A 26,833-nucleotide genomic window follows, 5' to 3' on the forward strand; every position below is an offset into this window, starting at 1 on the left:
CGGACGTGTTCGAGATCGCGCGCGAGGCGCTGGGGGTGCTGCACGAGGGCGGCGCGCTGGGCGTCGTGGTGGTGACCGGCGTCCACGGCTCCACCCCGCGCGCCCCGGGCTCCACGATCGCGGTGTGCGCGGACGGCCGCGCGATCGGCGCGATCTCGGGCGGCTGCCTCGAGTCCGAGGCCTACGAGCTCGCGCTCGCGCGCCACGCGGACCCGGCGCCCGTCACGGCCACCCTGGGCGGGGAGCCGGACCTCTACCGTCCCGGCCTGGCCTGCGGCGGCGCGGTCGACGTGGTCGCCTTCCACGTGGGGCCCGGCGACCGCGAGGTCATCGACGCGCTGGAGGCCTCGCTCGCGGACGGCGAGGCGACGCTCACCCTCCCCGGCGGCCATCGCATCGTCCGGCCGCGCGCCCCGCGCCTGGTGATCGTCGGCGCCGTGGACTTCTCGCCCGCGCTCGCGGCGGCCGGGCGCGCGCTCGGCTACCGCGTGCTGGTCGTCGACCCGCGGCCCGTCTTCGCGACGCCCGAGCGCCTGCCCGACGCGCACGAGGTGCACGTCGCATGGCCCGACGCCTACCTGCGCGACCTCGAGATCGAGCCCAGCACGGCGATCTGCGTGCTCACCCACGACGACCGCGTCGACGTGCCCGCGCTCGAGGTCGCGCTCGCCTCGCCCGCCGGCTACGTCGGCGCGATGGGCTCGCGCGTCACGCACGAGCGCCGGGTCGATCGGCTGCGGGAGGCCGGGGTGGGGGACGATGCGCTGGGCCGGCTCCGGTCGCCGATCGGCCTCGACCTGGGCGGGTCGAGCCCCGCCGAGACCGCGGTCGCGATCCTCGCCGAGGTGCTCGCGGTGCGCACGGGCGCGAGCGGGCGGCCGCTGCGCGAGACCGGCGGCGTCATCCATCCGCGCCCCGCGGGCTGAGGCCGGCCGCGAGCCGCCACACGCGGTCGCGGGTCATCGGGAGCTCCATGGGCCGCGCGCCGATCGCCCGCCGGATCGCGTTCGCCAGCGCGGGCGCCACGGGGTTGTAGGGCGACTCCGACATCGACTTCGCGCCGTACGGCCCGAGCGAGTCGGAGGTGTCGGCGAAGTACACCTCGGTCGCGGGGACGTCGGCCATCTGCGGGACCCGGTAGACGCGGAAGGCGGGGTTGGTGGGCGCCCCGTGGTCGCCCATGACCAGCTCCTCGTACAGCGCGGAGCCGATGCCCTGAGCGACGCCGCCCTCGATCTGGCCGCGGCATTGCGCGGGGTTGAGGACCACGCCCGCGTCGGCCGCCTGGATCGACTGCAGGATCCGCACGGTGCCGGTCTCGACGTCCACCGCGACCCGGACGGCGTGGACGTTGAAGGCGAGCGAGCGCACCTTGCCGTCGGTCTGGCCGTGCGCGGTGAGGCCCTCGGCCGGGACCGGCTCGCCGGCGTCGAGCAGCGATCGCAGCGCGACGGCCGCCGCGTGCACCGCCTTGCCGGCGACGGTGATGCCGGTGGAGCCCCACGCGCCCGTGTCGTGCTCGGTGGCGTCGGTGTCGGAGGTGCGCAGCCGCACCGCGGAGGGCGCGACGCCCAGCGCCTCGGCCGCGATCTGCGTGAGGACGGTGTGGGTGCCGTTGCCGAACTCGACGGTGCCCGCCGCGACGAGCATGGTGCCGTCCGGGTAGGCGGTCACGGAGGCGGTAGCGCGGTGGCCGCGCGGCGGGATGGTCGCGATCATGCTGAGCGCCATGCCCTCGCCGACGGCCCAGCCCGCGGGCGCCTCGACGCCGTTGCCGCGCACGAGCGCGGCCTCCGCGAGATCCAGGCACTGGTCGAGGCCGTAGGACCCGAAGACGAGATCGTCGTGGTGGCGGCGCTCGGTGACGCCCAGCTTGTCGCCGTCCTTGACCGCGTTGCGGCGGCGCAGCTCGAACGGGTCGATCCCGAGCTTCAGCGCGAGCTCGTCGAGCGCGGACTCGACCGCGAAGATCACCTGCCCCAGCCCGTAGCCGCGGAACGCGCCCGCGGGCGTCGTGTTGGTGTAGACCACCGCGGCGTCGAGCCGCTTGGCGGGGGAGCGGTACGCCTCGAGCGACTCGGCGCAGCCGTGGAACATCACGCCGATCGCGTGGTTGGCGTACGCGCCGGTGTTGGACAGCACCTCGATGTCCATGGCGGTGAGCCGGCCGTCGGAGTCGGCCCCGAGCGTCGCGGTGACCCGGAAGGGGTGGCGCGTCGCGGTGCGCACGAACTCCTCCTCGCGCGTCATCTCGTACGCGACGGGTCGTCCGGTGCGCAGCACGGCCAGCGCCACGATGTCCTCGGTGAAGATCTCCTGCTTGCCGCCGAAGCCGCCGCCCACCCGCGCCGTGAAGACGCGCACGCGCTCGCGGTCGAGGCCGAGCACCAGCGCGAGCTCGTCCCGCGCGAGGAACGGCACCTGCGTGCTCGAACGGACCGTGAGCCGGCCGTCGTCGTCGAGCCAGCCGATCGAGCCGTGGGTCTCGAGCTGGGCATGGCTCACGCGCGCGTTCGACCAGGTGCCGGTCGCGACCGCGGTGGCGCGCGCGAGTCCCCGCCCGACGTTGCCGTACGCGCCGCGCCAGGCGGCGACGAGGTTGCGTGAGGCGTCCTCGACCCCGTCCTCGGGGGTCAGCCCGGGGTGCACCAGTGGCGCCCCGGGCGAGCGGGCCTCCTCGGGGTCGGTGACCGCCGCCAGCACCTCGTACTCGACGCGCAGCGCGGCGCAGCCCGCCTCCGCCGCGGCCGCGGTCTCGGCCACCACCGCGGCGACGCGCTGGCCGCGGAAGCGGACGACGTCGTCGAGGATCCGGGTGTCGCGCGGGTCGTCGAGCCGGTTGCCGTGGCGCGCGGTCGAGAAGCGGACGCCGGGCGCGTCCTCGTGCGTGAGCACCGCCACGACGCCGGGCAGCGCGAGCGCCGCGGACGCGTCGATCGCGACGATGCGCGCGTGCGCGTGGGGCGAGCCGAGGACCTTGAGGTGGGTGAGCCCTGGCACCTCGGTGTCGAACGTGTACGGCTCGCGGCCCTGCACCACACGGTCGGCGGCGGGCGGCCGCGCGCTCGCGCCCGCGGCGACCGCCGCATCGTCCCCGGGCTCGCCGCAGCCGACGCACGACCCGGGGCAGCCGCGCAGGCCGTGCTCGACGGCCTCGCGGATGGGCCGGTAGCCGGTGCAGCGGCACAGGTTGCCCTTGAGGCGGCGCTCGAGGTCGGGCAGGTCGTCCTCGGTGAGCGTCGACGCGGTCACGGTCATGCCCGGCGTGCAGTAGCCGCACTGAAAGGCGAAGTGGCGCGCGAAGGACTCCTGGACGGGGTGCGGCTCGTCGCCCGGGGCGAGCCCGCCGGCGGTGGTGACGGCGCGGCCCTCGGCGCGCTGCGCGGGGTAGAGGCACGAGTGCACGGGTCGGCCGTCGACGAGCACCGTGCACGCGCCGCAGTCGCCCGCGTCGCAGCCCTTCTTCACCTCGAAGCGGCCCTGCTCGCGCAGGTAGGTGCGCAGGCACTGGCCGGGCGTGGGCTCGCCATCGACCGCGTCCCCGTCCACCGAGATCCTCATGCGAGCTCCTCCGCGACCTCGGCCGCGAGCACGCCGGCCACGTGGCGGCGCCAGTCCGCGGCGCCGAGGGCGTCCGTGTAGAAGCCCTCCGCGGCCCGCGCATCGTCCCGCGCGGTCGCGGGGTCCGGGGGCGCGGCGTACCGCAGCACCGTGGGGGTGAGCGTGGCGGCCGTGACGACGATGACGGTGCGGCCGTCGGCGTGCGCGCGTCCCGTGACGACGGCGCCCGAGCGGCCGAGCTCGGCCAGCGCGATCTTGCGCAGCGCGGTGCGGGAGCGGAGCGCGTCGGCGCCGATCCGGATCTCGCGGACCAGGTCGCCGTGCGCGAGCGTCGTGGTGCCGTTGCCCGTCGGCAGGGACGCGACGGGGACGATGCGGTCCTCGCCGTCGGCGGTCCACACGAGCGCCTCGGCGTCGAGCGTCACGCACGCGGCGAGCATCGCGGCGGCCGAGTAGGCGCGGCACACGTTGCCGACGACGGTCGCCTCGTTCCAGATCTTGAAGCTCGCGAGCAGCGCGTCCGCCGCCTCGGCGAACAGCGGCTGCGCGGACCAGCCGATGTGCGGCGGCAGGGACAGCAGCTCCGCGATGGTGCACGTGGCGCCGATGCGCAGGCCCTCGCGGCTCACCTCGAGCCGCGGCCCGGGCAGCCCGGCGAGGTCGACCAGCCCGGTGATGTCGCGGTTGGGCTCTGAGAACAGCCACGTGCCGCCGGCGAGGAAGCGCTCGCCGGGCGCGAGGGCGAGGTCGGCGCGGGACGTGGCGACCCGGTAGCCGGTGACCGCGGCGAGGTCCACGCGCACCTCCTCTCGAAGCGTGACCTGCCGGCGAGTCTGCCACGCACGAATGTCACGTTTATGTCACGGAACCCTGAATTTACGAGGGCGAAACACAACGACGCATGTTCATGAAATCTACATTCCATAACGTCGTGCCGACGTGCCGGAGTCATGTCCGGGCGCCGCGGGAGAGACCCCACCACGATGCTCCCTCGGCTGACCTTGCGTCCATTCACGAGGGAGAACTCATGCGTTTCATCAACGGCAAGGCGGGGCGGCTCACGGCCGCCGCTGCCGGCGCGGCGATCGCCGCGATCGCGCTCGCGGCCTGCTCGTCCAGCGACGCAGACCCGGCGACCTCCGCCTCCGACGACACCATGGAGGCGGCGTCGTACGGCGACTTCACCGTCCAGCTGTCGTGGATCAAGAACGAGGAGTTCTCGGGCGAGTTCTTCGCGGACTCGGCGGGCTACTACACCGAGGCCGGCTTCGACGCCGTCGAGCTCGTCCCCGGCCCGTCGACCGGCGCCGCCGAGCTGCTGTCCGGCACCGCCGACATCGCGCTGTCGGACGCGGTCTCCATCGGCTCGGCCGTGGCCGCCGAGGAGGCGCCGCTGAAGATCATCGGCACCACGTACCAGAAGAACCCCTTCACGGTCCTGTCGCTGGCGGACGGCGGCAACATCGCGACCGCCCAGGACATGGTCGGCAAGAAGATCGGCGTCCAGGACTCCAACACCGCGCTCTTCATGGCGCTGCTCGCGGCGAACGGCCTCACCGAGGACGACGTCGAGATCGTGCCGGTCCAGTACGACCCCGCGCCGCTCACCAACGGCGAGGTCGACGGCTTCATCGCGTACCTCACCAACGAGTCGATCACCGTCGCGGCGGCCGGCTACGACACCGTGAACCTGCCCTTCGCGGACAACGGCCTGCCGTTCGTCGCGGAGACCTTCACCGTCACCGACCAGTCGATCGCGGAGAACCGCGACGCGCTCAAGGCGTTCCTGTACGCCGAGATCCTCGGCTGGACCGACGCCGTGAACGACCCGGAGGAGGGCGCCCGCCTCGCGTACGAGGAGTACGGCGCCGACCTCGAGCTCAACCCGGAGAACTCGATCGCGGGCGCGATCGCGCAGGCCGAGGACCTCGTGGTCTCGGACGAGACCGCCGCGAACGGCCTCTTCACCATCTCCGACGCGCTCCAGGCGTCCACCCTCGAGTCGCTCGCCGGCGCGGGCATCGAGCTCGAGGCCGCCGACCTCTTCGACCTCAGCCTGCTGGCCGAGGTCTACGAGGAGCACCCCGAGCTCGTCGCCTACGCGGGCTGATCTGCGGGAGCACCAGTGACCGACGTCACCGAGTCCGGTGCCCGGGGCGAGACCGCCCCGGGCACCGGCCTGCAGATCTCCGGGCTCAGCAAGGTCTTCACCTCCGGGAAGAAGACCGTCACCGCGCTCCAGGACGCGAACCTCCACACGGACCGCGGGTCCTTCCTGGCGCTGCTGGGCCCCTCGGGCTGCGGCAAGTCGACGATCCTGCGCATCCTCGCCGGCCTCGAGCAGCCGACCAGCGGCTCGACGCGCGTCGACGGGCGATCGCCCAAGGATCTCCGCGCCTACAACGAGCTGGGCATCGCGTTCCAGGACTCGGCGCTGCTGCCGTGGCGCAACGTGTACCAGAACATCAAGCTTCCGTTCGAGGTCTCCGGCAAGCCGGTGGACCACGACTACATCGAGGAGCTCGTCGAGCTCGTGGGCCTCAAGGGCTTCGAGAAGGCCAAGCCGGCCCAGCTCTCGGGCGGCATGCGCCAGCGCGTGTCGATCGCCCGCGCGCTCGTGCTCAAGCCCTCGGTGCTGCTGCTCGACGAGCCGTTCGGCGCGCTCGACGACATGACGCGCCAGCGCCTCAACCTCGAGCTCATGCGCATCCTCGCGGCGAAGCCGGCGACGACACTGCTGGTGACGCACGGCATCTCGGAGGCGATCTTCCTCGCCGACCAGGTCGCCGTGATGAGCCCGCGCCCGGGCCGCGTCAAGGAGGTCATGCAGATCGACCTGCCGCGCCCGCGCACGCCCGACATCCAGCGCAGCCCCGAGTTCCACGCCTACGTCGACCAGGCCTCCGAGCTGCTGTTCGGCGCCGGCGGCGCGGCCACCGAGGACGAGTGATGGAGCGCCGGCTCCCGCCGTGGGCCATCGCGTCCCTCAGCGCCCTCGGGCTGGTCGCGTTCTGGTGGATCGCGTCCGTCACGATCTTCGCGAACGTCGGCTCGGGCAACACCAAGGCGATCCCGAGCCCGGTGCAGGTGGTCCAGGAGTACGGCAACGTCGGCTTCGACTACTACCTCACCAACTTCTCGGTCACCCTCAACGAGGCCGTGCAGGGCTACCTGTGGGGCAACGGGGTGGCGCTCGTGCTCGCCGCGCTCGTCATGGTGCTGCCGCGCCTCGAGGGCGCGGTCATGCAGCTCGCCGTGATCTCGTACTGCATCCCGATCGTCGCGATCGGCCCGCTGCTCGTGCTGATCTTCGAGGTGCCCAAGAAGGGCGAGCCCTCCGGCACCGCGATCTTCATCGCGGCGCTGTCGGTGTTCTTCACCACGGTGGTCGGCTCGCTGCTGGGCCTGCACGCGGCCGACAAGGCCAGCCTTGACGTGGTCCACGTCTACGGCGGCAACGCGTGGGTCCAGCTGCGCAAGGTCCGCGTGGTCGCGGCCCTGCCGGCGGTGCTCACCGCGCTGCAGATCGCGGTGCCCGCGGCCTTCCTGGGCGCGGTGCTCGGCGAGTACTTCGGCAAGGTCGAGACGGGCATCGGCCCGGCGATGATCATCGCGCAGCAGTCGCTCAACTCGCCCCGCGTGTGGGGCATCGCGCTCGCCTCGGGCGCGATCGCGCTGATCCTCTATCTCCTGGTCGGCATGCTGACGCGGCTGTCGACCCCGTGGGCGAAGGGAGCGACCGTCTGATGGCCGTCACTCAGCAGCCGCAGCAGGCGGGTCCCGAGGTCGCGGAGCTCGCGGCCCAGGTCCGCCGCCAGGCGCGCCGCACCACGCTGAGGTCCCTGGGCAGCTCGCTGCTCACGTTCGCCCTCACGCTCGTCACCGTCGTGGTGATGTGGCAGCTGGTGCTGTGGGCCTCCGACCTGTCGCCCTACGTGGCGAAGGGCCCCGCCGACGTGTGGAACTTCTTCTTCGTCGAGGACGATGCGGCGGAGAACCGCGCCGAGATCATGGCCAACCTGTGGGTGACCCTGGGCGACGCCGTCATCGGCTTCGTCGCGGGACTCCTGCTGGCGCTCGCGGGCGCGATCGGCTTCCGCCTGTCCAAGGGCTTCGAGCACGCGGTGATGCCGCTCGCGCTGCTGCTGCGCTCGGTGCCCCTCATCGCCTTCGCGCCGGTGATCATCATGATCTTCGGCCGCGAGTTCATGACGGTGGCGGTCATGGGCGGCATCGTCGTCCTGTTCCCGGCGCTCGTGAACATCGCGTACGGCCTCCAGCAGGCGTCGACCCAGTCGCTCGAGGTGGTGCAGGTCTACGGCGGCGGCTCGATCAAGCAGCTGAGCGCCGTGGCGCTGCCCGCGTCGCTGCCGGCGTTCTTCGCGGCGGTGCGCGTGTCCGTGCCGGGCGCGATCACCGGTGCGCTGCTCGCGGAGTGGCTCGCGACCGGCTCGGGCATCGGCGGCGTCATCAACGGCTACGCGACGTCGGCGAAGTTCGACGAGCTGTGGGCGTCCGTGGTCGTGGTGACCTTCGTGTCGCTGGTCCTCTACAACCTGGTCCAGATCCTCGAGAACACGGTGCTCGCACGGATGGGCATGCACCCGTCCAAGCAGGTGTGAGGTGACCGAGGCGCAGGGCGGGCCGGACGAGTCCGCCGCGCGGCTCGGCGCCCGCCTGCGGGAGCTGCGGAAGGCGCGCGGGCTCACGCTCGTGTCGCTCGCGGAGTCCACCGGGCTGTCGCATCCGTTCCTGTCGCAGGTCGAGCGGGGGCTGGCGAACCTGTCGCTGCAGTCGCTGCGGCGGATCGCGGTCGCGCTCGAGACGAGCCCGGTCGAGCTCGTGGCGGCCGCCGAGGCCGACGACGGCGCGGCCCCGCGCCGCATCGAGGTCTCGCGGGCGGGCTCCCGCCGGCCCACGCCGCAGGGCTTCGCGCGCGGCCCCGCCGTCTCGCTCGTGCGCGGGGCGCGGCCGTTCACGCCGATCCTCGTGGAGTCCGAGGCGGTCGGCCCCGGCGAGGTCTTCGTGCACGCGGAGGACGAGTTCGTCTTCGTGGTCGAAGGGGAGGCGGAGGTCGAGACCGACGGCAAGGCCCACCGCCTCGGGGTCGGCGACTCGGTCTACTACGCCGGCGGGGTGAGCCACCGCTGGTGGGGCGGTCCGTACCGGCTGCTGGTGGTCAAGCAGCAGGTGCGCTGACCTCCGGCCCGGCACCCGGATGCCCCGGACGCCCCGGACGCCCCGGACGCCACGCTTGGGGCCGGGGATCGTGTCGCCTCACGGGCCGGTGCGGTCCCTATGGTGCCGATCCGTGTCGCCGGGGGAGGCTCAACCCTTCAGCCGCGCGGCCGCCTCGACCACGCGTCCCGCGATCGCGCGCTCGTCCACGCGAGCCAGCGCCCCGTCGACGACGACGTCCTCGCCCTGCACCAGCATCCGCCGCACCCGCGGCAGCGAGCCCAGCCCCAGCGCCGCCACGGGGTCTGCGATCCCCGCGTGCTCGATCTCGCCGAGCTCCCACAGCACGATGTCGGCGAGCTTGCCGGGCTCGAGCGAGCCGATCTCCTTCTCGCGTCCCAGCACCCGCGCGCCGCCCATCGTGGCCAGCCGCAGCGCGTCGCGGCCCGACATCGCCCCGGCCCCGTCGCGCAGCCGCGCGAGCAGCGCGGCCTGACGGATCTCGGAGCCGAGCCGCCCGTGCTCGTTCGAGGCCGCGCCGTCGACGCCGAGCCCCACCGGCGCTCCGGCGTCCACCAGGGACCTGATGGGTGCGATGCCGGCCGCGAGCCGCGCGTTCGACGACGGGCAGTGCGCCACGCCCGTCCCGGACTCGGCGACGCGCGCGACGTCGGCGTCGGACAGGTGCACGCAGTGCGCCATCCACACGTCGGGGCCGAGCCAGCCGAGCGACTCGAGGTAGTCGGTCGGCGACATCCCGAAGCGCTCCCGGCAGAAGGCCTCCTCCTCGACCGTCTCGGCGCCGTGCGTGTGGAGGCGCACGTGCAGGTCGCGGGCGAGCGTCGCGGACTCGCGCAGCAGGTCCGACGTGACCGAGAACGGCGAGCAGGGCGCGATCGCGACCCGCACCATCGAGTCGAACGAGGCGTCGTGGTACCGGGTGACGGCCTCCGCGGAGGCGGCCAGCGCATCGGCCGTGGTCTCGACCGCGAAATCGGGCGGCAGCCCGCCGTCCGACGCGCCCAGGTCCATGGAGCCGCGGGTCGCGTGGAGCCTCAGCCCCAGCTCGGCGGCCTCGTGCACGATCGACCCCACGATGTCGCCGGACCCCTGCGGGAAGATGTAGTGGTGGTCGCCCACCGTGGTGCAGCCGGAGCGCGCGAGCACGGCCATGGCCCCGGCGGCGGCGGCGCCGGCGGTGTCGGCGTCGATGCGCGACCACGTGGGGTAGAGCGCGACCAGCCAGTCGAACAGGATCGAGTCCTGCGCCCAGCCGCGCGTGAGCCACTGGTAGAGGTGGTGGTGCGTGTTGACCAGGCCCGGGGTCACGAGCGCGCCGGTGGCGTCGACGACGTCGGGGAAGGCGTCGCGCACGTCGGAGGGCGCCGAGCCCTCGCCCACCGCGACGATGCGCCCGCCCCGGACGGTGACCCACCCGCGGGTGATCTCGGTGCCGGCGGGGTCCATCGTCGCGATGTACCCGCCCTCGATCAGCGTGCTGCCTGCCATGGGCCCTCCTCGGGTGAGCCGCGCATCGTCCCGTCAGAGGCCGGTGGCGGAGAAGTGCATCCAGTCGTCGAGGTCGGTCCAGGTGCCGCCCCACTCCCAGCCGACCGCGGTGAAGTCCTTGATGATCTGCCGCTGCGTCTCGATCATGCCCGGTCGCAGCCACTCGCGGTCGCGGTAGGCGCCCGCGAGCTCGGGGAACACGTAGCCGTCACGCACCCAGGGGTTGTGGAACGGGTTGATGTCGACCGCGAGGCCGGACGCGTGCTCGGACCACACGTCGAAGCCGCCGGTGACCTTGCGGCACTCGAACGAGATGGTGATGTTCTGGTCGCCGGTGTGGTCGCCGCGCACCTCGTCCCACGTGGTGACGCGCATCTCCTCGATGGGGAACTTGCGGGCGTACATCTGCTCGAAGACGCTCGCGAGCTCCTCGGCGTGCGCCGCGTTGGTGATCATCTCGCCGGTGTGGGCCTGGAGGTCGAAGCCCCAGAACGGCATCACGATGTAGGCGAGGTCCGCGGGCTCGACCGGGCACTGCTTCCGCCAGCTCGAGCGCTTGAGGACGTCGTCGGGGATCGCCGAGATCTCGACGAACCAGTCGTCGGTCTCGGGGTCGGAGTACGCGGTCTTGCCGGGCTCGAGGCGGCGGTCGCGCAGCTCCTCGGGCGTCTCGACCGGCTTCCCGAGGTCGTTGTCCTGCTTGACGAGCACCTCGGTGCCCAGCCAGTCGGGACGGGCGAAGGGGTTCGCGATGACATCGATCGAGGGATCCGCCACGGGCTCGGGCGTGACGGTCGCGGTGATCGCGGGCTGCGGCTCGGGCGTCTCGGTCACGGTGGCGCGCGGCGTGGGGGCCTCGGCCGCCGTGCAGGCGGTCAGGAGCAGGGTCGCGACGGCGACGAGGACGGGGGCGCGCATGCGGACACGGTACTGACCGGCGGGGGACGATGCCAGGGCCGGGCGGGCGGCCGGTGTCGGACGGACGTGGTGGGATAGTGCCGTGACCGACCCCCGCGCCCGCCACCAGGAGCTCGTCCAGGAGATCGAGGCCCACCGCCACGCCTACTACGAGCTCGCCGCCCCCACCGTCTCGGACGCCGAGTACGACGCCCTCGAGCGCGAGCTGCGCGGGATCGAGGCGCTGCACCCCGAGCTGGCGACGCCGGAGAGCCCCACCCAGACCGTCGGCGGCACGGTCGCGACCGGCTTCGCGTCGGTGAAGCACCGCGAGCGGATGATGAGCCTCGACAACGCGTTCTCGATCGAGGACGTCGAGGCGTGGCTGGGTCGCGTCGAGAAGGAGGCCGGCCCGCAGGCCGTCGTGTGCGAGCCCAAGATCGACGGGCTGTCGATCTCGCTCACGTACGAGGGCGGCGCGCTGGTGCGCGGCGTCACGCGCGGCGACGGCACCACCGGCGAGGACGTCACCGCGAACGTGCTCACCATCGCGGGCCTGCCGCGCACGCTGGCGGGCGACCATGTGCCCGCGCTGGTCGAGGTGCGCGGCGAGGTCTTCCTGCCGGTCGCGGCCTTCGAGGAGCTCAACGCGCGCCTGCTCGAGGAGGGCAAGGCGCCGTACGCGAACCCCCGCAACACCGCCGCCGGCTCGCTGCGCCAGAAGGACCCGGCCGTGACCGCGACGCGCCCGCTCGCGGTCACCACGTACGCGCTGGGCGCCCTCGAGTGGGGCGACACCACGCCCCATCCCAGCGCCGGCACGCAGCACGGCATCTACGAGGTGCTCGCGTCCTGGGGCCTGCCGGTCACGGAGCACGCGCGCGTCGTCACGGGCGTCGACCAGGTGGATGCGTACCTGCGCGACCTCGAGGAGCGCCGCCACGACCTCATCCACGAGATCGACGGCGCGGTCCTCAAGGTCGACGACCGCGGCGTGCAGGGGGCCCTGGGCTCCACGAGCCGCGCGCCGCGCTGGGCGATCGCCTACAAGTTCCCGCCCGAGGAGGTCCACACCACCCTCGAGGACATCCGCGTCGACGTCGGCCGCACGGGCCGCGTCACGCCCTACGGCGTCATGACCCCGGTGCTCGTCGCCGGCTCGACCGTGACCTACGCGACGCTGCACAACGCGCACGAGGTGGCCCGCAAGGGCGTGCTGATCGGCGACACCGTGGTGCTGCGCAAGGCCGGCGACGTCATCCCCGAGATCGTGGGCCCGGTGGTCGCGGCGCGCACCGGCGAGGAGCGCGAGTGGACGATGCCGGGGGAGTGCCCGTCGTGCGGCACGCCGCTGGTGGAGCAGAAGGAGGGCGACAAGGACCTCCGCTGCCCGAACGCCGAGGGCTGCCCGGCGCAGATCGTCGACCGCATCGCCTTCATCGGCTCGCGCGGCGCGCTCGACGTCGAGGTGCTGGGCGAGAAGGCCGCGGCCGCGCTCGTCGAGAGCGGCGTGCTGCCCAACGAGGCCGGCCTGTTCGACCTCACCGAGGAGGACCTGCGCCGGGTCCCGCTGTTCACGTACGAGGTGGACGAGAAGCTCACCAAGCGTCAGGTGGAGGCCGGGGTCGAGGGGCGCAAGGCGGGCGACGTCTCGGCGAACGGCCTCAAGCTCCTCGAGAACCTCGCCGGCGCGCGCACCCAGCCGCTGTGGCGCGTGGTCGTCTCCCTGTCCATCCGCCACGTGGGACCCACCGCGTCCCGCGCGCTCGCGACCGCCTTCGGCTCGATGGACGCGATCCGTGCGGCCTCGGAGGAGGAGCTCGCGGCGGTCGACGGCGTGGGGCCGGTGATCGCCGAGTCCGTCCTGCAGTGGTTCACGGTGCCGTGGCACGTCGACATCGTCGACCGCTGGGCGGCGGCCGGGGTGCGCATGGAGGACGAGCGCGACGAGTCGGTCGCGCGCACGCTCGAGGGCCTCACCGTGGTCGCGACGGGCTCGCTCGAGGGCTTCACCCGCGACTCCGTGAAGGAGGCGATCATCTCGCGCGGGGGCAAGGCCGCATCGTCCGTCTCCAAGAAGACCCACTACGTCGTGGTGGGCGCGAACGCGGGCTCCAAGGCGGCGAAGGCCGAGGAGCTGGGCGTGCCGACGCTCGACGAGGCGGCCTTCGTGCGCCTCCTCGAGGGCGGCCCGACGGCGCTCGACTGACCCTCTGCATTCCCGTCGGGTGCCCCGGAACCCCGCCGGGCGGCGCCCCGCGGAGCGCGCGGCAGATTCCTCTGACGCCCGCGCGGCGGCGTGGGTAGTCTGGCCGGGAGGGGGAGTGAGGAGCCACGATGAACACCGCACTTGTCATCGGCGCGGTCGCCGGGCTGGTGGTCCTCGTCGTGCTCGTCATCGCGATCGTGATCGCGGTCGGCAGGCGCCAGACCACCCCGCCGCCACCGCCGGAGGACGCCGGACGCGGGCCCACGGGCCAGCACCCGGACCCCGTCGAGGGCACACCATCCGACACGTCGACGCCCCAGTGGGACCGTCGCATCGATCCCCGGGAGGGTCCACAGTGAGATTCGCCGTGCGCAAGGTCGGGCCGGACGAGAAGTCCCGCCTCCAGGAGATCGGCGAGCTGACGGCGCTCGCCTACCTCGCCGATGGGCTGATCGACCACGCGCACCCCTATCTCCCACAGCTGCGCGACGCCGCCGCGCGCGCCAAGGACGCCGAGCTGCTCGCCATGATCGACGGCGAGCGGGGCGAGGGCGCGATCGTCGGCACCATCACGCTGGTGCCGCCGGGCAGCCCCTTCATCGAGCTCGCCGAGGACGCGGAGTACGAGCTGCGCATGCTCGCCGTGTCGCCCATCGAGCGCGGGCGCGGCATCGGCCGCACGCTCACCCAGGCGGCGATGGACCGGGCCGTCGAGAAGGGGGCCACGCGCATCGTCCTGTCGACCCTCGACACGATGCATGCCGCCCACCGGCTGTACGAGAGCGTCGGCTTCCGCCGGCGCGAGGAGCTCGACTGGGTGGTGTTCGACAACGAGGACGGCTCGGTCACGCGGGTGCCGCTCGAGCACGGCGAGCCGCCGGAGGGCGCGGTGCGCCTGCTGGCCTACTCGTGGGAGCCCTGAGCCCGACGTTCCGCGGAACGCGGAGCGGAACCCGGAGCGGAACCCGGAGCGGAACCCCGGCGGGAGCGTGAGGCGGACCCGGCGCCACTAGACTCGACGCCATGTCTTCCCTTGAGCGATCCGATGTGGCGCGCCTCGCGGCGCTCGCCCGCATCGACATGACCGACGCGGACCTCGACCGCCTCTCGGGCCAGCTCGCCGTGATCGTCGACGCCGTCGCCAAGGTGGCCGAGGTCGCCGGCGAGGACGTCCCGGCGACGAGCCACCCGATCCCCATGGCCAACATCCACCGCGAGGACGAGGTCCGCCCGTCGCTCTCGCAGGACGATGCGCTGGCCGCCGCCCCCGAGGCGGAGGACGGGCGCTTCCGCGTCCCGCAGATCCTGGGGGAGGAGGCCTGATGTCGGAGACCACCATCGACTGGACCCGCGCCACCGCCGCCCGGATGGCCGACGCCCTCGCCGCCGGCGAGGTGACCTCGGTCGAGCTGGTGCAGGCGCACCTTGACCGCATCGCCGCCGTGGACGGCCCCGTCCACGCCTTCCTCCACATCGACGCCGAGGGTGCCCTCGAGACCGCGCGAGCCGTCGACGCGGACCGCGCCGCGGGCGTCGAGCTGCCCCGCCTGGCGGGCGTGCCGATCGGCATCAAGGACGTCCTCGTGACGAAGGGCCTGCCCACCACGGCGGGCTCGCGCATCCTCGAGGGCTGGATCCCGCCGTACGACGCGACGGTGACCCGCCGCGTCCGCGAGGCGCGCATGCCGATCCTCGGCAAGACCAACATGGACGAGTTCGCGATGGGCTCGTCGACGGAGCACTCGGGCTACGGCCCGACGCGCAACCCGTGGGACCTCGACCGTATCCCCGGCGGTTCGGGCGGTGGCTCGGCCGCGGCGCTCGCGGCCTTCGAGGCGCCCCTGACGATCGGCTCGGACACCGGCGGCTCGATCCGCCAGCCCGCGTCGGTCACCGCGACGGTCGGCGTGAAGCCCACCTACGGCGGTGTGTCCCGCTTCGGCGCGATCGCGCTCGCATCGTCCCTCGACCAGCTCGGCCCGTGCGGCCGCACCGTGCTCGACACGGCGCTGCTGCACGAGGTCATGGGCGGCCACGACGAGATGGACGCGACCTCGCTCGACGAGCCGGTCCCCGCCGTGGTCGAGGCCGCGCTCGAGGGCGCGCGCCAGGACCTCACGGGCGTGAAGATCGGCGTGGTGCGCGAGCTCAGCGGCGCCGACGGCGGCTACCAGGCCGGCGTCACGCAGCGCTTCGAGGAGTCGCTCGAGCGTCTGCGCGGCATGGGCGCCGAGATCGTCGAGGTCTCGTGCCCGTCCTTCGAGTACGCGCTCGCCGCGTACTACGTGATCCTTCCGTCGGAGGCGTCGTCCAACCTGGCGAAGTTCGACTCGGTGCGCTTCGGCCTCCGCGTCGAGAAGGCCACGGTCGAGAAGACGATGCTCGCGACCCGCGCCGAGGGCTTCGGCGACGAGGTCAAGCGCCGCATCATCCTCGGCACCTACGCGCTGTCCGCGGGCTATTACGACGCCTACTACGGCTCGGCGCAGAAGGTCCGCACCCTGGTGCAGCGCGACTTCGACGCGGCGTTCGCGCAGTGCGACGTGCTCGTGTCGCCCACGACGCCGACCACGCCGTTCAAGATCGGCGAGCGCATCGACGACCCGCTGGCGATGTACCTCAACGACATCGCGACCATCCCCGCGAACCTCGCGGGCATCCCCGGCATGTCGCTGCCCTCGGGCGTCGCGCCCGAGGACGGCCTGCCGGTCGGCTTCCAGATCCTGGCGCCGGCGCACGAGGACGCCCGTCTGTACCGCATCGGCGCCGCCCTCGAGGCGTCGCTGACCGCCGAGTGGGGCGGCCCGCTGTCCGCGCAGGCGCCCGAGCTGGAGGTGGCCGAGTGACCACGATGACGTACGAGCAGGCGATGGAGGACTTCGATCCGGTCTTCGGCATCGAGGTCCACGTCGAGCTCAACACGAAGACCAAGATGTTCTGCGGCTGCGCGAACGAGTTCGGCGCGGAGCCCAACACCCAGGTCTGCCCCGTCTGCCTCGGCCTGCCGGGCGCGATGCCGGTGACAAACGAGAAGGCCGTCGAGTCGGCGATTCGCCTGGGCCTGGCCCTGGGCTGCTCGATCCGCGAGTCCTCGCGCTTCGCCCGGAAGAACTACTTCTACCCGGACCTCGCGAAGGACTACCAGATCTCGCAGTACGACGAGCCGACCTGCTACGAGGGCTCCCTCGACGTGGTCCTCGACGACGGCACCGTGGTGACGATCGGCATCGAGCGCGCGCACATGGAGGAGGACGCCGGCAAGAACACCCACGTGGGTGGCACCGGCGGCATCCAGGGCGCCGACTACTCGCTGGTCGACTACAACCGCGGCGGCGTGCCGCTGGTCGAGATCGTCACCAAGCCGATCACGGGCATGGGTGCCCGTACCGCGGAGGTCGCGCGCGCCTACGTCGCGACGATCCGCGACATCGTCCGCGCCCTGGGCATCTCGGACGGCCGCATGGAGCAGGGCTCGGTCCGCGCCGACGTCAACCTCTCGCTGCGCCCCAAGGCCGTGGCGGGGGAGTCGCAGGACGACGTGCCGTTCGGCAAGCGCTCCGAGACCAAGAACGTGAACTCGCTGCGCGCGATCGAGCGGGCGGTGCACTTCGAGGCCGCGCGCCAGGCGATGCTGCTGCTCTCGGGCGAGCACGTGGTCCAGGAGACGCGCCACTGGCACGAGGACACCTCCTCGACCACGCCGGGCCGCTCCAAGGAGGAGGCGGAGGACTACCGCTACTTCCCGGAGCCGGACCTGCTGCCGGTCGAGCCGTCGCGCGAGTGGGTCGAGGAGCTCCGCAGCACCATCCCCGAGCACCCCGCCAAGATGCGGGCGCGCCTGCGCGAGGAGTGGGGCTTCAGCGATCTCGAGATGCGCGACGTGGTCGCGGCCGACGCTCTGGTCCTCATCGCCGCCACCGTGCAGGCGGGGACGTCAGCCCAGGCCGCGCGCAAGTGGTGGATGGGCGAGCTGTCGCGTGTCGCCAACGACCGTGAGGTCGCGCTCATCGAGCTGCCTGTCACCCCCGACGCCGTCGCCGAGCTCCAGGGGCTCATCGACGAGGGCAGGATCAACGACAAGCTCGCGCGCCAGGCGCTTGAGGGCGTCCTCGCGGGCGAGGGCTCGCCCGCCGAGGTGGTCGCGTCGCGCGGCCTCGAGGTCGTCTCCGACGACTCGGCGCTCGAGAAGGCGGTGGACGATGCGCTGGCCGCCCAGCCCGACGTCCTCGCCAAGATCCAGGACGGCAAGGTCCAGGCCGCGGGCGCGATCGTGGGCGCGGTCATGAAGGCCACGCGCGGCCAGGCCGACGCGGGTCGCGTGCGGGAGATCATCCTCCAGCGCGCCGGCGTGGAGGGCTAGCCCCGGCGCTCCCGATCCCGCAGCATCGTCTCGCGACCCCGCCCGGCTCCGGGCGGGGTCGCGTGCTTTCCCATGGCGGCCCCGAGGGTGGTGGGGGACGGGCCGGGCGGCGCATCGGCCTGGAGCGGGCCCGGCCTGGAGCGCGCGTGGCCCGGGCGCGGGCGAGGCCCGGGCGCGGGTCCGGCCCGGAGCGGGAATCGCATGGTGCACGGCGGCGTTGGCGCCTCTGGTCCACGTCCGGCGACGCAAGGGAGCGAGCCATGCCCGATCTCGAGACGCGCAAGCGCGACGTCATCGCGTTCTACGAGCTCATGTTCAACGACTGCCGTCCGCGAGAGGCGCTCGAGCGCTACGCGGGCGCCGACTACATCCAGCACAACCCCGACGTCGAGGACGGCAAGGAGGGCTTCGCCAGTTACTTCGAGCGGATGGCCGACGAGTATCCGGGCAAGCATGTCGAGGTGGTGCGAGCGTTCGCCGAGGGCGACCACGTGGTGCTCCATTGCCGCCAGCGGTGGCCAGGCGGCGTCGTGTACGCCGGCATCGACATCTTCCGGCTCGACGATGACGGCAAGGTCGTCGAGCACTGGGACGTGCTGGAGGTGGTGCCCGAGCACGCCAAGAACGACAACGGGATGTTCTGATGCGGGTGCGACGATCGACCCGCCGCTGCCCGGGTGCACGCCGGCTCCCATCCCACGGCGATAGCCTCGGATCATGCTGACCGAGACCCCTGTGCGCCGCGTCGCGAGCGGAGGCCTCGCTCGCTCCGGCCCGGCCTGCGCCCTCACCTTCGACGATGGCCCCAACGGCCTCGACACGATCCGGCTGCTCGACTTCCTCAAGTCGCGCGGGATCCGCGCGGTCTTCGCCGTCATCGGCGAGGAGATCCTGCGGCCGTCGGGCATCTCGGCCGACGGCACGCCCATCCCGTCGGGCGCGGATGTGCTGCGCCGCATCGTCGCCGACGGGCACGTGCTCTGCAACCACGCCACCTCGTACGAGGACATGGGGCAGTGGAACGCCCTCGACGTGCGCGACGACATGCTCAAGAACCTCGGCATCATCGAGGGCGCCGTGGGCGACGACGTCCCGGTCCCGTACTGGCGTGCGCCCAACGGTTCGTGGGGCGTGACGGCGCCGGTGGCCGTGCGGCTGGGCATGCAGCCGCTCGACGTCGCCAACACGGTCGAGGACTGGGTGGAGCAGGACCCGGCGGTGCTCGCCTCGCGATTGCGGCTGGCCATGGTGCCGGGGGAGCTGGTGCTTCTGCACGACGGCGGCGGCAACCGGGCCGGCACCGTCGACGCCGTCATCGAGGTGGTCTCGGAGCGGCTCGACGAGGGCTGGAGCTTCGTCCTTCCGGAGATGCCCTAGGAATCTCGGCAGCCTCCGCAGTCCTCGCGCGCGACGTCCACGCCGGCCAGTTGCCCGCACGCGTTCCAGGCTTCCGGGCGTGAGGTGAGGGCGCTGGGACGTGGCTGTACGGCGCCGCCCCAGAGGGGTGGCGCCGCGGGGCGGGCCAGCTACGAGGGTTCGGGCGGAGCGCCGGGTTCGTCCTCGCCGGTGCAGGTGGTGTTCCAGGGTCGAGGTGCGCCGAACCTGGCGCGTCCGCCCTGACGCGGCGTTCTCGACGCATCGACGGATGCGGGCGGGATGAACCAGACCTCGGTGTCGGTAGCCCGGATCTGCCAGCCTTGATCGTGGATGACGTGATGACAGTGGGAGCACAGCAGGACGCAGTTGCTGATGTCGGTCCGGCCGCCCCTGGACCAGTAGACGATGTGGTGGGCCTCGCACCAGGCCGGAGGGGCGCCGCAGAACGCACACCCGCCGTCACGCTCACCTACAGCGATGCGTTGCGCGCGTGAGAACGGATACTGGCGCCGCCCGAGGTTGAGCGCCTCGCCCTTCTCACCCGACAGCGCGGGGATGAGGATCGCGGAGGTGATCATGCGTTGCGCCGTGGTCATGCTGATGGGCTGCGTGCAGCCGTCGACCTCGCCCAACCCTGTGCCCTTCTCCAGGTCGGTGGCGGTGGCGCGCACGACGACGGTGGTGGTGCCGAACAACGCGGTGGTCGTCTCACAGCCCAGGGCGTGACGGGCCAGATCGGCCAGCGAGTCTGCGCGCATCTGATCGGTCGTGCGCAGGTCCACGCCAGGTGCGTCGCGGCTCGTGCGCATCGCATCCCCGACGAGCTTGTCCAACGCGGCCCTGAGGGGTGCTGCGGTCTCGGGGTCGAGCTCCCCGTTGATGACGAGCATCCCGGCACGGTTCTCGAAGATGCGCAGGTGACGTCGCGCCCGCATGCGCGCGAGGTTGCGCTCGTGCTGCTCCACGTCGAGGGCCGCCTTGAAGCGGGAGACGATCTTGGCGAACCGGGACGCATCCAACCCCTTCGCGCGCTCCACCAGCTGGGCGGCGGCGTCCTGCTTGAACTCGGCAGGTACGTCGGGGGAGAGGGCGTCGAGCATGGTGATGATCTGGGCGCCGCAGTCCGCGGAGATCTCGCCGGCGTCCAGGGACGCGGCAACCGCGGGATAGCGCGGCTGGGGCTTGGCTCTGGGTTGAGGCTTGGGCTTCGGCTGGGGAGCCGGCGGCGGGTCGTCACCCGGGTTGTTCTCCGGGTTGCCCTCGTCATCCGGATCGTCCTCGGGGTCGTCAGGCCCGGGCTTGCCGCTCTCCATCTCCTCGAGCGCCCGCCCGACCTCGAGCAGCCGGAATGCCTCGGCCCGGGTGGTGCCCATCGTCGCGGCGACAAGATCCGCCGCGCCGCGATAGCCGTGCTGCTTCGCGACCCCACCTCCGGGCACATCCGATCCGGTCTCGATATCCCGCGCCGTACGCGCCAGTACCATGTCGAGCTCGCGCGCCAGCTGTGCCGCATCTCCCAGCCGCGCGACCGCAGCACCGGCGTCACCCACCGCGGCCAGCCCACGCATCGTCCCCACGGCCGCCCGTGCCTCCCGGCACGCATGCCCGAACGCGTCGACCCCGGCGGCGGCGCCACCGGGACCGGCATCGAACAGGTACGAGGCTTCCATGGATCCATCTCACCACGAGGGTCTGACAGTGCGGACCGACCATCACCCCAGGTAGATGTGGAAAAACCTGCGGAGCGAAGGTCTGTGGACATCGCCTCGCCGGCGCGCCGGGGCCACGCGATGCCGGGGTGTTCGGAGGCGCGGGGCGCCCTGCCGCGCGCACTCGCTTGACCTTCCAGCGGGATGGAAGGAATAGCGTGCGGAATTGTTGCCACTCCTGAGGAGGTCCCCATGGCTCACGACCACGCCACGATGCAGCACGACGCTTCCACGCACGATCAGCACGAAGCCCACAGCAATCACGAGAACCACGAGACCCACGAGTCCCACGACGCCCACGCCCACCACGGCACGGACCACAGCGGCCACGCAGACCTCTTCAGAAGGCTGTTCTGGTGGAACCTCCTCCTCGCGATCCCCGTGATCGCGACGAGCGAGATGGTCGAGGGCTGGCTCGGGTACGACCTGCCCGGCTCGGCATGGATCCCGCCGGTGCTCGGCACCGTGATCTTCCTCTGGGGCGGCTGGCCCTTCCTCAGCATGGCCTGGCGCGACGAGATCACCGTCCGCAAGCCCGGCATGATGACCCTGATCTCCCTCGCGATCACCGTCGCCTTCGGCGCCTCCGCCGCGGCCACCTTCGGCATCGGCGACCTCAGCTTCTGGTGGGAGCTCGCCGCGCTGATCGTCGTGATGCTCCTCGGCCACTGGCAGGAGATGAAGGCGGTCGGCCAGGCGCAGGGCGCCCTCGCCGCCCTCGCGGAGCTGCTGCCGGACGATGCGGAGCGCACCACCCCCGACGGCGGCACCGAGCACGTGAGCATCGGAGACCTCCAGAACGGCGACACCGTCGTCGTCCGCCCCGGCGGCCGCATCCCAGCCGACGGCACCATCGTCAAGGGCGACGCCAGCATCGACGAGTCGATGATCACCGGCGAGTCCGCCCCGGTGACCAAGGGCGAGGGCGACCACGTGGTCGCCGGCACCGTCGCGACCGACGGCTCGCTGCGCGTCGAGGTCACCGCGACCGGCGACGACACGGCCCTCGCCGGCATCCAGCGCATGGTCCAGGACGCCCAGAACAGCCGGTCGGGCACGCGTAAGCTCGCCGACCGCGCCGCCGCGTGGCTCTTCTGGATCGCCCTCGGCGCCGCCGCCCTCACCTTCGTGGTCCACTCCGCGCTCGGCGACCCCGCGCAGGGCCTGACCGCCGCCGTCTCCGTCCTCGTGATCGCCTGCCCCCACGCGCTCGGCCTCGCCATCCCGCTGGTCATCGCGATCGCGACCTCGACGAGCGCCAAGCAGGGCATCCTCGTCAAGGACACCGCCGCGCTCGAGGCCATGCGCACCATCGACGCGGTCCTCTTCGACAAGACCGGCACCCTCACCCGCGGCGAGCACGCGCTCACCGACACCGCCACCACCGACTCCATCGACGACGACACGATGCTCGCCCTCGCCGCCGCCGTCGAGCAGGACTCGGAGCACCCCATCGGCCGCGCCGTCGTCGCGGCGGCTCAGGACCGCGGCCTCGACATCCCGGCCGCCGAGGACGCCGACACCCTGCCGGGACGCGGCGTCCGCGCGCGCGTCGACGGCAAGGACGTCGCCGTCGGCGGCCCCAGCCTGCTCGACCACCTCGGCATCGAGGCGCCGGCGAGCCTGGACGATGCGGCGGCCGGGTGGCGCGAGAAGGGCGGCGCGGTGCTGCACGTAGTGGTCGACGGCGAGGCCGTCGGCGCCTTCACCACCGCCGACCCGATCCGCGAGGAGTCCCGCCAGGCCGTCGAGGCGCTCCACGCCCGCGGCATCGACGTCGCCCTCATCACCGGTGACTCGCAGGCCGTCGCGGACGCGGTCGCGCGCGAGCTCGGCATCGACGACGTCTTCGCCGAGGTCCTCCCCGACGACAAGGACCAGGCGGTCGCCGACCTCCAGGGCAAGGGCAAGCGGGTCGCCATGGTGGGCGACGGCGTGAACGATGCGCCGGCCCTGGCGCGCGCCGACGTCGGCCTGGCGATCGGCGCCGGCACCGACGTCGCGATGGAGGCCGCAGGCGTGGTGCTCGCAGGCTCCGACCCGCGCGGCGTCGTCGGCGTCATCGAGCTCTCGCACGCGAGCTACCGCAAGATGCGCCAGAACCTCGTGTGGGCCACCGGCTACAACGCCGTGGCGATCCCGGTCGCCGCGGGCGCGTTCCAGTGGGCGGGCCTCACCATGCCGCCCGCGGTCGCGGCGATCGCGATGAGCCTGTCGACCATCGTGGTGGCCGCGAACGCGCAGCTGCTGCGCCGCGTGACGCTCAAGCCCGAGGAGGTCGCCGCCGCCGAGGCCTGATCACGGCGCGCCTACCGCGAGGCGAGCTTCTCCAGCAGCAGCGCCTGCGCCACGATCATCCGCTCGATCTCGGCCGGGTCCACGCTCTCGTCCGACGCGTGGATCCGCGCCTTGTCCATGTCCTCGGGTCCCCACAGCACGAACTCCGCGGCCGGGCACGCCTCGTGGAGCGTCTGGAGCAGCGGGATCGACCCACCGGACCCGACCTCCGACGCCTCCGACCCGAAGGCCTCGGACATGGCCTCGCGGGCGGCGGAGACGCCAGCGCCGCCGCTGGGCACCAGGAACGCCGGCGCGGCCTTGACCCGCTTCACCTCGACCTGCGCGCCCCACGGCGCGTGGGACTCGAGGTGCGCGACGAGCGCGTCGAGCTCGGCCTCCGGGTCGGTCCCGGGGACGATGCGCATCGAGATCTTCGCGCTCGCCTGCGGCAGGATCACGTTCGAGGACCCCGCGATCGACGTCGTGTCGATGCCGATCGCGTTGATCGACGGCTTCGCCCACAGGCGGTCCGAGACGGTCCCGGTGCCGATCAGCGACACCCCGTCGAGCAGCGGCACGCCCTCGAGGAAGCTCTCCTCGCTCTGCTCGGCGCCCTCCCACGTGCCGGTGGTGACGCCTGCGACGGCCACGTCGCCCGCATCGTCCACCAGCGTCGACAGGAGGCGCGCGAGCGCCATCATCGCGTCCGGGGCGGCGCCGCCGAAGACGCCCGAGTGCAGCGGGTGGTCGAGCGTGCGCACGGTGACCGTGCACGAGACGTCGCCGCGCAGAGCTGTGGTGAGCACGGGCTCGCCGGCGACCAGGTTGCCCATGTCGCACACGACGAACAGGTCGCACTGGAACAGGTCGGGATGCGCCTCGACGAACTCCTCGAGGTTGCTCTCGGTCTCCTCCATGCCCTCGAGGATCAGCCGGATGGTGACCGGCGGCTTCCCGTCGAAGGCGCGCATCATGCCCAGGTGCGTCGCGAGACCCGACTTGTCGTCGGCGGCGCCGCGCCCGTACACGCGGCCGTCCTCCTTGCGCGTCGGCGTCCACGGGTCGGTGCTCCAGCCCTGCGACTCGGGTGCCGGCTGCACGTCGTAGTGCGCGTACAGCACGACCACGGGCGACCCCTCGGGCCCGGGCAGCTCCGCGTAGATCGGCGGGTAGCCGTGCGGCACCTCCGCGAGGTGCGCGTCCGCGAACCCGGCCTCGCGGAACAGCTCGAGCGTGCGCTCCGCCATCCGGTGCATCGGCTCCTCGGGGTAGCCCGGGAACGCGACGGACGGGATCGCGATGAGCTCCTCGAGGTTCGCGATGACGCCGGGCATCAGCGCCCGGACCTTCTCCTGGATCTCCGATGCGGGCATGAGGGATCGCCTTCCGTTCGAGGTGTCGTGGGGTGTCGGGTCAGAAGAACGCGCCGATCACCGCTCCGACCACGACTGTAGTGACCGAGAGGATGAGCATCGGCACGAAGAAGCTGTGGTCGAGGAGCTTGGTGCCGAGCTTCGTGGACCCGGTCTCGTCGAAGTTCGCGGCGGCGATCTGCGGGCCGTTGGCCGGCAGCGTGTAGACGCCGCCGAGGCCGCCGGCCCACATGCCCGCCACCGCGCCCACGGGGAGCCCGGCCGCGAGGCCGATCGGCACGATGGTGTTGGTCGCGGTCGACTGGCTCGTGGTCATCGCCGCGACCAGGAACACCGCGAGCGCGAAGAGGAGCGGGACGCTGGTGACCCACGACCCGACCGACTCGACGATGAACTCCTCGTGGGCCGCGATGAACGTGGCGGTGAGCCACGCGATCCCGAACAGGGCGATGGCGGCCACCATGCCCGCCTTGAACACCGACTGGTCGGGAACGGCGCTCACCTGGGGCCGCCCCACGAAGACGATGAGCGCGCTGACCACGAGCATGACCAGGATGATCGTCACGCCCATGTCGACGCGCACGCTCTCGCCGTCGACCGTGTACGTCGGCCGCAGGCCCTCGAAGATGCCGAACGCGACGATCGCGAACACCCCGATGAGGAACGTGACCGCCGCGTTCCGTCCCCGCGCGGTGTAGGTGAGGCGCGCGCTTGCGCGCCCGCCCGCATCGTCCCTCAGCGCCGCGACCGCGCCCGCCGCGATGCGCTCCTGGATCTCGGGGTCGTCGTCCATGTCCTTCCACATGCGGTTCACCACGAGCGACGTCACCACGATGCCGATGAGGCACGCGGGGAAGGTGATCGCGAGGATCTGCGCGAGGCCGAGGTTGTACGGGGCGACATCGGTGAACGCGAGCATCGCGGCCATCGCGGCGGACACCGGCGAGGCGGCCAGCGCGATGCCGGACTGCACCACCGTCACGGTCAGCGGCCGCGCGGGACGGATCCCGTTCTTCACCGAGAGGTCGTAGACCACGGGGAGCAGAGGGAACACGATGTTGCCCGTGCCGGCGCCCGCGCAGAACAGGAACGCGGTCAGCGGCGCGATGAGGGTGATCTGCCTGGGACGGCTCTCGATCACCCGCGCCGCCATCGCGACCATCCAGTCGATGCCGCCCGCGGCCTGCATGAGCGCCGCCGCGGTGACCACGCCGAGGATGATGCCGATCGCGGTGATGGGGGCCGCGCCCGGCGCCTCGCCGAAGAGGAAGACCAGGATGAAGGTGCCGACGCCGCCCCAGATGCCGACCCCGATGCCGCCCGTCCGGGTGCCGAGCACGATCGACCCGAGCACCACGATGGCCTCGAGCACGAAGCTCACGGTCATGGTTCGGTCCCCATCGCCGGCCCCCTCGGGGCCGCCGTCGACCCCTCAGGCTGACATTACGCGCGAGGTCCGACGGCCGCCTGGGGAGGGACGATGCGGCGGGCGCCTCCCGTGGGCAGGGCGCCCGGCGCGGGCCGAACCTATGCTGGACTGAGCAGCGGCGCCACGGGCGGCGCCGCACGTCCGGGAGCGCGATCATGAGCACCACGTCGACGAGCGAGCACGCAGTCCCGTCCCTCACGCCGGAGCAGCTGGGAGAGGTCCTCACCCTGCTGCCGGGCTCCGACTCGGTCGAGCTCAAGGCGACCGTGCCGGGCGCCGACCGCAGACGCGTGGTCGACAGGCTCGGCCTCGACCCGCTCCAGGCCGAGCTCCGTCAGGTGGCCTTCTTCGACACCCCGGACCTCCGGCTCGACCGCGTCGGCCTGGTGCTGCGCGCCCGCCGCGTCCAGCACAAGCCGGGCGACTCGGTGGTGAAGCTGCGGCCCGTGGACCCCGCGGGCCTGAGCGACGACCTGCGCGCGTCGAAGGACTTCGGGGTCGAGATCGACGCGATGCCGGGCGGCTTCGTGTGTTCGGGCAGCCTCAAGGCGGCCTCCGAGGACGGCCCGATCCACGAGGTGATGCGTCGCGAACGCCCGGTCCGGAAGCTCTTCTCCAAGGAGCAGCGCGCCTTGTTCGAGGAGCGCGCACCGGACGGCGTCGACTGGGACGACCTCCGGGTGCTCGGCCCCATCACCACCCTCAAGCTCAAGTTCTCGCCCCCGGAGCTCGGGCGGCGCATGGTCGCGGAGCTCTGGGCGTACCCCGACGGCTCGCAGATCCTGGAGCTGTCGACCAAGTGCGCCCCCGCCGAGGCGTTCCAGGTCGCTGCGGAGACCAAGGCCTTCCTCGCGTCGCGCGGCGTCGACCTGGGCGCGCCGCAGCAGACCAAGACCCGCACCGCGCTCGAGTACTTCGCCTCGATCGGGGAGTGACCGGGACCGCCTGGGC

Annotated in this window: 23 protein-coding genes; 16 read left to right on the forward strand and 7 right to left on the reverse strand. The window is 72.6% G+C overall.

Translation table 11 applies throughout. The features are described from left to right. The first annotated feature begins 5 nt into the window (after positions 1–5). Entirely contained in the window at positions 6–926 is a 921-nt protein-coding gene (locus AOM02_RS06525) for an XdhC family protein (protein WP_062297934.1), read from the forward strand. Here AOM02_RS06525 and AOM02_RS06530 read toward each other — a convergent pair. Both AOM02_RS06530 and AOM02_RS06535 read right to left on the reverse strand, forming a co-directional pair. Further along, positions 901–3,561 carry a molybdopterin-dependent oxidoreductase gene (locus AOM02_RS06530; RefSeq protein WP_062297936.1) on the reverse strand — a complete coding sequence of 887 codons (2,661 nt, stop codon included), beginning with the start codon at positions 3,559–3,561 and terminating at the stop codon, positions 901–903. The two genes, AOM02_RS06525 and AOM02_RS06530, sit on opposite strands and share 26 nt — an antisense overlap. Next, complete coding sequence (locus tag AOM02_RS06535; RefSeq protein ID WP_062297939.1) at positions 3,558–4,358, reverse strand: FAD binding domain-containing protein; 801 nt, start codon at positions 4,356–4,358, stop codon at positions 3,558–3,560. The genes AOM02_RS06530 and AOM02_RS06535 overlap by 4 nt, the downstream gene beginning before the upstream one ends. A gap of 230 nt (positions 4,359–4,588) precedes the next feature. On the opposite strand from AOM02_RS06535, the gene AOM02_RS06540 reads away from it, so the two are divergent. Genes AOM02_RS06540 through AOM02_RS06560 form a run of 5 tightly spaced genes read left to right on the forward strand, consistent with a single transcriptional unit; the run spans position 4,589 to position 8,760 of the window. Further along, entirely contained in the window at positions 4,589–5,671 is a 1,083-nt protein-coding gene (locus AOM02_RS06540) for an ABC transporter substrate-binding protein (protein WP_062297942.1), read from the forward strand. A 15-nt stretch (positions 5,672–5,686) separates the two neighbouring features. Continuing rightward, positions 5,687–6,511: an ABC transporter ATP-binding protein gene (locus tag AOM02_RS06545; RefSeq protein WP_062297945.1), complete on the forward strand. Its 825-nt coding sequence runs from the start codon at positions 5,687–5,689 to the stop codon at positions 6,509–6,511. Next, the gene (locus AOM02_RS06550; RefSeq protein ID WP_062297947.1) at positions 6,511–7,308 is read left to right on the forward strand and encodes an ABC transporter permease; all 798 of its coding nucleotides are present in this window, start codon (positions 6,511–6,513) and stop codon (positions 7,306–7,308) included. Before AOM02_RS06545 ends, AOM02_RS06550 begins: the two co-directional genes overlap by 1 nt. Then, positions 7,308–8,183: an ABC transporter permease gene (locus AOM02_RS06555; protein WP_062297950.1), complete on the forward strand. Its 876-nt coding sequence runs from the start codon at positions 7,308–7,310 to the stop codon at positions 8,181–8,183. Before AOM02_RS06550 ends, AOM02_RS06555 begins: the two co-directional genes overlap by 1 nt. Before the next feature lies 1 nt (position 8,184). After that, on the forward strand, positions 8,185–8,760 hold the full coding sequence (locus AOM02_RS06560; RefSeq protein WP_062297952.1) for a helix-turn-helix domain-containing protein: 576 nt from the start codon (positions 8,185–8,187) through the stop codon (positions 8,758–8,760). A 129-nt stretch (positions 8,761–8,889) separates the two neighbouring features. Here AOM02_RS06560 and AOM02_RS06565 read toward each other — a convergent pair whose 3' ends face one another. Continuing rightward, complete coding sequence (locus tag AOM02_RS06565; protein ID WP_062297954.1) at positions 8,890–10,248, reverse strand: 8-oxoguanine deaminase; 1,359 nt, start codon at positions 10,246–10,248, stop codon at positions 8,890–8,892. A gap of 33 nt (positions 10,249–10,281) precedes the next feature. Then, positions 10,282–11,166, reverse strand: coding sequence for a M15 family metallopeptidase (locus AOM02_RS06570; protein WP_062297957.1), 885 nt, complete (start codon positions 11,164–11,166; stop codon positions 10,282–10,284). An 82-nt stretch (positions 11,167–11,248) separates the two neighbouring features. Here AOM02_RS06570 and ligA point away from each other — a divergent pair, with 82 nt between their 5' ends. From ligA to AOM02_RS06610, 8 genes are all read left to right on the forward strand, one after another. After that, positions 11,249–13,354: an NAD-dependent DNA ligase LigA gene (ligA, locus tag AOM02_RS06575; RefSeq protein ID WP_062297959.1), complete on the forward strand. Its 2,106-nt coding sequence runs from the start codon at positions 11,249–11,251 to the stop codon at positions 13,352–13,354. A 128-nt stretch (positions 13,355–13,482) separates the two neighbouring features. Beyond that, positions 13,483–13,713, forward strand: coding sequence for a DUF6479 family protein (locus AOM02_RS06580; RefSeq protein WP_062297961.1), 231 nt, complete (start codon positions 13,483–13,485; stop codon positions 13,711–13,713). Continuing rightward, entirely contained in the window at positions 13,710–14,276 is a 567-nt protein-coding gene (locus AOM02_RS06585) for a GNAT family N-acetyltransferase (RefSeq protein ID WP_228372734.1), read from the forward strand. The genes AOM02_RS06580 and AOM02_RS06585 overlap by 4 nt, the downstream gene beginning before the upstream one ends. Positions 14,277–14,377: 101 nt before the next feature. After that, positions 14,378–14,677, forward strand: a complete 300-nt coding sequence (gatC, locus tag AOM02_RS06590; protein ID WP_062297965.1) for an Asp-tRNA(Asn)/Glu-tRNA(Gln) amidotransferase subunit GatC — start codon at positions 14,378–14,380, stop codon at positions 14,675–14,677. Next, positions 14,677–16,200 carry an Asp-tRNA(Asn)/Glu-tRNA(Gln) amidotransferase subunit GatA gene (gene gatA, locus AOM02_RS06595; protein WP_062297967.1) on the forward strand — a complete coding sequence of 508 codons (1,524 nt, stop codon included), beginning with the start codon at positions 14,677–14,679 and terminating at the stop codon, positions 16,198–16,200. The genes gatC and gatA overlap by 1 nt, the downstream gene beginning before the upstream one ends. A gap of 5 nt (positions 16,201–16,205) precedes the next feature. Further along, positions 16,206–17,714 carry an Asp-tRNA(Asn)/Glu-tRNA(Gln) amidotransferase subunit GatB gene (gatB, locus tag AOM02_RS06600; RefSeq protein WP_062298158.1) on the forward strand — a complete coding sequence of 503 codons (1,509 nt, stop codon included), beginning with the start codon at positions 16,206–16,208 and terminating at the stop codon, positions 17,712–17,714. 260 nt (positions 17,715–17,974) lie between these two features. Then, positions 17,975–18,358 (forward strand): nuclear transport factor 2 family protein, encoded by a 384-nt coding sequence (locus AOM02_RS06605; RefSeq protein WP_062297969.1) that lies wholly within the window; start codon positions 17,975–17,977, stop codon positions 18,356–18,358. Positions 18,359–18,431: 73 nt separating this feature from the next. Continuing rightward, complete coding sequence (locus tag AOM02_RS06610) at positions 18,432–19,091, forward strand: polysaccharide deacetylase family protein (protein ID WP_082104926.1); 660 nt, start codon at positions 18,432–18,434, stop codon at positions 19,089–19,091. A 149-nt stretch (positions 19,092–19,240) separates the two neighbouring features. Here the strand turns inward: AOM02_RS06610 and AOM02_RS06615 are convergent, their stop codons facing one another. Next, a complete protein-coding gene (locus AOM02_RS06615) occupies positions 19,241–20,761 on the reverse strand; it encodes an HNH endonuclease (RefSeq protein WP_062297973.1) in 1,521 nt (506 codons plus the stop codon). Positions 20,762–20,992: 231 nt separating this feature from the next. Here AOM02_RS06615 and AOM02_RS06620 point away from each other — a divergent pair, with 231 nt between their 5' ends. Further along, entirely contained in the window at positions 20,993–23,098 is a 2,106-nt protein-coding gene (locus AOM02_RS06620) for a heavy metal translocating P-type ATPase (RefSeq protein WP_228373790.1), read from the forward strand. Positions 23,099–23,109: 11 nt separating this feature from the next. Here the strand turns inward: AOM02_RS06620 and AOM02_RS06625 are convergent, their stop codons facing one another. Together AOM02_RS06625 and AOM02_RS06630 are read right to left on the reverse strand one after the other, a co-directional pair. Further along, complete coding sequence (locus AOM02_RS06625) at positions 23,110–24,453, reverse strand: M20/M25/M40 family metallo-hydrolase (protein WP_062297976.1); 1,344 nt, start codon at positions 24,451–24,453, stop codon at positions 23,110–23,112. Positions 24,454–24,493: 40 nt separating this feature from the next. Continuing rightward, on the reverse strand, positions 24,494–25,840 hold the full coding sequence (locus AOM02_RS06630) for an anaerobic C4-dicarboxylate transporter family protein (protein WP_062297978.1): 1,347 nt from the start codon (positions 25,838–25,840) through the stop codon (positions 24,494–24,496). Between the two features lie 197 nt (positions 25,841–26,037). Between AOM02_RS06630 and AOM02_RS06635 the strand changes: the two genes are divergently transcribed. Then, positions 26,038–26,817, forward strand: coding sequence for a CYTH domain-containing protein (locus AOM02_RS06635; RefSeq protein ID WP_062297980.1), 780 nt, complete (start codon positions 26,038–26,040; stop codon positions 26,815–26,817). The last annotated feature ends 16 nt before the right edge of the window (positions 26,818–26,833 follow it).

This window comes from Demequina maris, from assembly GCF_000971155.1.
Classification (GTDB): Bacteria; Actinomycetota; Actinomycetes; order Actinomycetales; family Demequinaceae; genus Demequina; species Demequina maris.

Excerpts from the sequence above, each read along its gene's own strand:
- AOM02_RS06530 (WP_062297936.1), bottom strand. The coding sequence starts at position 3,561 with ATGAGGATCTCGGTGGACGGGGACGCGGTCGATGGCGAGCCCACGCCC.
- AOM02_RS06540 (WP_062297942.1), top strand. The coding sequence starts at position 4,589 with ATGCGTTTCATCAACGGCAAGGCGGGGCGGCTCACGGCCGCCGCTGCC.
- AOM02_RS06550 (WP_062297947.1), top strand. The coding sequence starts at position 6,511 with ATGGAGCGCCGGCTCCCGCCGTGGGCCATCGCGTCCCTCAGCGCCCTC.
- AOM02_RS06555 (WP_062297950.1), top strand. The coding sequence starts at position 7,308 with ATGGCCGTCACTCAGCAGCCGCAGCAGGCGGGTCCCGAGGTCGCGGAG.
- AOM02_RS06565 (WP_062297954.1), bottom strand. The coding sequence starts at position 10,248 with ATGGCAGGCAGCACGCTGATCGAGGGCGGGTACATCGCGACGATGGAC.
- AOM02_RS06570 (WP_062297957.1), bottom strand. The coding sequence starts at position 11,166 with ATGCGCGCCCCCGTCCTCGTCGCCGTCGCGACCCTGCTCCTGACCGCC.
- AOM02_RS06580 (WP_062297961.1), top strand. The coding sequence starts at position 13,483 with ATGAACACCGCACTTGTCATCGGCGCGGTCGCCGGGCTGGTGGTCCTC.
- gatC (WP_062297965.1), top strand. The coding sequence starts at position 14,378 with ATGTCTTCCCTTGAGCGATCCGATGTGGCGCGCCTCGCGGCGCTCGCC.
- gatA (WP_062297967.1), top strand. The coding sequence starts at position 14,677 with ATGTCGGAGACCACCATCGACTGGACCCGCGCCACCGCCGCCCGGATG.
- gatB (WP_062298158.1), top strand. The coding sequence starts at position 16,206 with ATGACGTACGAGCAGGCGATGGAGGACTTCGATCCGGTCTTCGGCATC.
- AOM02_RS06605 (WP_062297969.1), top strand. The coding sequence starts at position 17,975 with ATGCCCGATCTCGAGACGCGCAAGCGCGACGTCATCGCGTTCTACGAG.
- AOM02_RS06610 (WP_082104926.1), top strand. The coding sequence starts at position 18,432 with ATGCTGACCGAGACCCCTGTGCGCCGCGTCGCGAGCGGAGGCCTCGCT.
- AOM02_RS06615 (WP_062297973.1), bottom strand. The coding sequence starts at position 20,761 with ATGGAAGCCTCGTACCTGTTCGATGCCGGTCCCGGTGGCGCCGCCGCC.
- AOM02_RS06620 (WP_228373790.1), top strand. The coding sequence starts at position 20,993 with ATGGCTCACGACCACGCCACGATGCAGCACGACGCTTCCACGCACGAT.
- AOM02_RS06625 (WP_062297976.1), bottom strand. The coding sequence starts at position 24,453 with ATGCCCGCATCGGAGATCCAGGAGAAGGTCCGGGCGCTGATGCCCGGC.
- AOM02_RS06630 (WP_062297978.1), bottom strand. The coding sequence starts at position 25,840 with ATGACCGTGAGCTTCGTGCTCGAGGCCATCGTGGTGCTCGGGTCGATC.
- AOM02_RS06635 (WP_062297980.1), top strand. The coding sequence starts at position 26,038 with ATGAGCACCACGTCGACGAGCGAGCACGCAGTCCCGTCCCTCACGCCG.